Annotated in this window: 2 protein-coding genes and 1 pseudogene; all 3 read left to right on the top strand. The window is 59.8% G+C overall.

Going from position 1 to position 3,382, the window contains the following annotated elements; genetic code table 11:
* Positions 1–497: 497 nt before the first annotated feature.
* A pseudogene (locus tag KZZ07_RS26415) lies at positions 498–1,216 on the top strand (IS5 family transposase); the annotation flags it as partial.
* Positions 1,217–1,384: 168 nt separating this feature from the next.
* The gene (gene soxC / locus KZZ07_RS26410) at positions 1,385–2,809 is read left to right on the top strand and encodes a sulfite dehydrogenase (RefSeq protein WP_370631272.1); all 1,425 of its coding nucleotides are present in this window, start codon (positions 1,385–1,387) and stop codon (positions 2,807–2,809) included.
* On the top strand, positions 2,796–3,382 hold a 587-nt coding region (locus tag KZZ07_RS26405; RefSeq protein WP_255564616.1), incomplete at its 3' end, for a c-type cytochrome. The genes soxC and KZZ07_RS26405, both read left to right, overlap by 14 nt.

Below are 3,382 nucleotides of genomic sequence, written 5' to 3'. Positions count from 1 at the left end.
ACGAGCTTGCGCGGGGTGTTGCGGTCGGTGACCAGAGCCTGCAGCTCGGCTCGGTCGTTGGGGTTCAGATACAGGCAGATGTCATCGCGTCTCATGCCCCGAGCATGACATGCTCGCCCAAAAATGGGAATCCTGCGTCAGGCGGGGAACACTAGGACCGAGACCTGGCGCCGGACCAGGGATCGGTGTTCCTTGATCGCTTGATCTTGAGCGGCCGCGCCCCGATCGAGCGCAAGCCGATCACCCCCAATTTCTGGGACAAGCAGAGTATCAGGAAAGCCGCCTAGTCTTCATTCTGAGAATGATGACTGCGCGCATTGCGTCGATTTGGTGGTAGACGAGGCTCTGTTGCACAAAGCCTCTGATGTCCGAGGTTCCCCCTATCCCCGGGCGAATTCATGCCACGGCTTCGGTGACAGGTACGCCATGCACGGGGCCTTGTTGCACAAAGCACGAGAAGGATTCATCTCGTGAATCCAGCGTGGTAGCTGGCAGGCATAAGCAAACCCACCCCCACAACCTACAAGACGACGAACTGGCCATCCTATAACGAGGCGCTCAAACGCCGAGGCTCGCTGACGATCTGGCTCGACCCCAAGATGAAGTGGGACGCTGCGCCCACCGGTAAGATCGGCCGACAGCAGACCTATAGCGATGCCGCCGTTCAGACCTGTCTGACCATGAAGGTGTTGTTCGGCATGGCGTTGCGCCAGACCACGGGTTTCGTGGAGAGCCTGTTGAAGCTGGTCGGTCTGGACTGGACGGTGCCAGATTTCAGCTCCCTGTCACGCCGTCAGAAGCGTCTCGCTGTGTACATCCCGTATCGTGGCTCCAGAGGCCCGCTGCATCTGCTGATCCCCTCTCGGGACATTTCTGCGAAATGCCCTGCCGGGCAGCGGACAGCACCGGGATCAAGGTCGAGGGCGAAGGCGAGTGGCACGCGCGCAAGCATGGCAGCTCCAAACGACGCGTCTGGCGCAAGATCCACCTTGGAATCGACGAACTGACGCTGGAGATCCGGGCGGTCGAGGTTACCGGAAACCACATCGGTGACGCGCCAGTGCTGCCCGATTTGCTCAGCCAGATCCCACCTGAGCAGGAGATCGACAGCGTGACCGCAGACGGCGCCTACGACACGCGCAATTGCCACGATGCCATTGCGGATAGAGGCGCCCACGCCGTCATTCCGCCCCGCAAAAATGCCAAGCCCAGAAAGACCGCCCAGACTACCAATCTCAAACCCGCAGACTCTCGTTATGAACGAGGGACCCAAGGGGGGCAGGTCAGCGGCCATCCTCTCTCTCCTTCGCCAGCCACCGCTTCCACAAACCTAAGTGGACGGCGGGCCGGATGTTCTCATATTTTAGGAGTGACGTCTCAAAATATGAGTATTATGGTGGACGTCAAAGACAGGGAGGACGATGTGACCGACGACAGATTTTCATCAGGCCGCTATGGCCCAGCCGAACGGAAGATGGCCGAAGGGCTCGTTGCGTTGGAAGAACAGCAACTGGCCCTCCAAAGCGCCGAAGAAGAAGAGTGCGAATGCAAGGAGGGCATGTTCAACGGTCTCAGCCGGCGCCGGCTGCTTTCAGGCAGTGCGGTCATGGCGGGCATGATGCTCACCAGCGGCCGGGCCCGAGCTGAAGCTCCTCCGGGCGCCGTCGAGTATTCCGTGCAGCCGGACTCGACCAAGGAGCAAGGTCGACTGATCCTTGACGATGGTGGGTACGGCTCTCGCTCGCAGTTCGAGAACGCGATCCGTTGGCGCTATCCGACAGCCAGCCTCGACTCGAGCTGGTCCATGACCCCGCTGGCGTCGGGGTATGGCGTCATTACTCCGTCGGGCCTCCATTTTGAGCGACACCATGGCGGTATTCCCACGATCGATCCCGAATCCCATAGCCTTTTGGTTCACGGGATGGTCGACAAGCCTATGCGCTTTACGATGGCCGACCTGAAGCGAATGCCCTCAGTCAGCCGCACATGCTTCATCGAATGTTCCGGAAACGGTCTGACCGAGTGGGAGAAGCCGACCCTTAAGACGGTGCAAGGAACCCACGGCCTTACCTCGACGTCAGAATGGACCGGCGTCCTTCTCTCCACCCTGCTCCGCGAAGTGGGCATTCAGGATAGCGCCGCTTGGATTCTCGCAGAGGGGGCCGACGCCGCCGTCATGACGCGTTCGGTTCCGATCGACAAAGCAATGGACGACGCAATTCTGGCCTATGCACAAAACGGCGAGGCGCTGCGTCCAGAGCAAGGTTATCCGCTTCGGCTTCTACTTCCAGGAATCGAAGGCAACACGCATATCAAGTGGTTGCGCCGGCTCGACGTCAGCGACAAGCCCTTCATGACGCGCGAGGAAACTTCGAAATACACCGACCTTATGCCTGACGGTAAGGCCCGGCAGTTTTCCCTGGAGATGGATGCGAAATCAGTCATCACCTTTCCCTCAGGTGCAATGAAACTGCCCAGGGCAGGGTTCTACGAGATCAGCGGTCTGGCCTGGTCCGGTCGCGGTACGATCGTCAAGGTCGAAGTGTCGATAGACGGCGGTAAGACTTGGGCCGAGGCTGCGCTCCAAGCGCCTGTTCTGTCCAAGTGCCATACGCGGTTCCGTCTGCCGTGGGTTTGGGACGGGCAAGAAGCCGTTTTGCAAAGCCGATGTACGGACGATACTGGTTATACGCAGCCAGTTCTGTCGGAACTGGTCGCCGTGAGAGGCACCAAGTCCGTCTACCACCTGAACGCCATTCAGAGCTGGCATGTAGCGCCCAGCGGGGAGGTGACAAATGTTCACGCGTGAATTTCTGACTGGCGCGGTGCTGGTCGCGCTCTCCACGCCAGTGTTGGCCCAGTCAACAATGCCCGATGACAGCGATCCGCGGACTGTCGCATCGCCGCCTATGCTTGTCGGTCCGGCAGAAGAGCCCGCCCCGCCGTCGCCAGCATCTTGGAAATATGCAGAAGATCCTGTGAAACCCGGAACCGACGCAGATTTCGGCATTGGCCGGCCCGCGTCCGAAGCAGAAATCGCAGTGATCGACATCGACGTTATGCCGGACGGAACCGGGTTGCCGGCAGGAAGCGGCGACTTCGCGACCGGCGAGGCAATCTATGCCGATAAATGCGCAAGCTGCCACGGCGACAATCTGGAGGGGGTCAAGGGCACAGGCGCACCGATGCTGATCGGCGGACGCGGGAGCCTCGCCTCTGGCTCCCCGGTGAAGACGGTTGAAAGTTATTGGCCACATGCCAGTACACTGTTCGACTACATCAACCGCGCCATGCCGCTCTACGAACTGACCTGCCCCCAAAGAACTGGGCCATTCAAAAGTAGAGTTTGTTCTCGTAACGTTCAAAACGACGAGGAGAACAG

This window comes from Mameliella sp. CS4, from assembly GCF_019392335.1.
Lineage (GTDB): Bacteria > Pseudomonadota > Alphaproteobacteria > Rhodobacterales > Rhodobacteraceae > Antarctobacter.
This window is presented reverse-complemented; position numbering and strand designations above follow the sequence as displayed.

What these genes read in the sequence shown, in the direction of transcription:
- soxC (WP_370631272.1), top strand. Translation starts at nt 1,385, where the DNA reads ATGAGTATTATGGTGGACGTCAAAGACAGGGAGGACGATGTGACCGAC.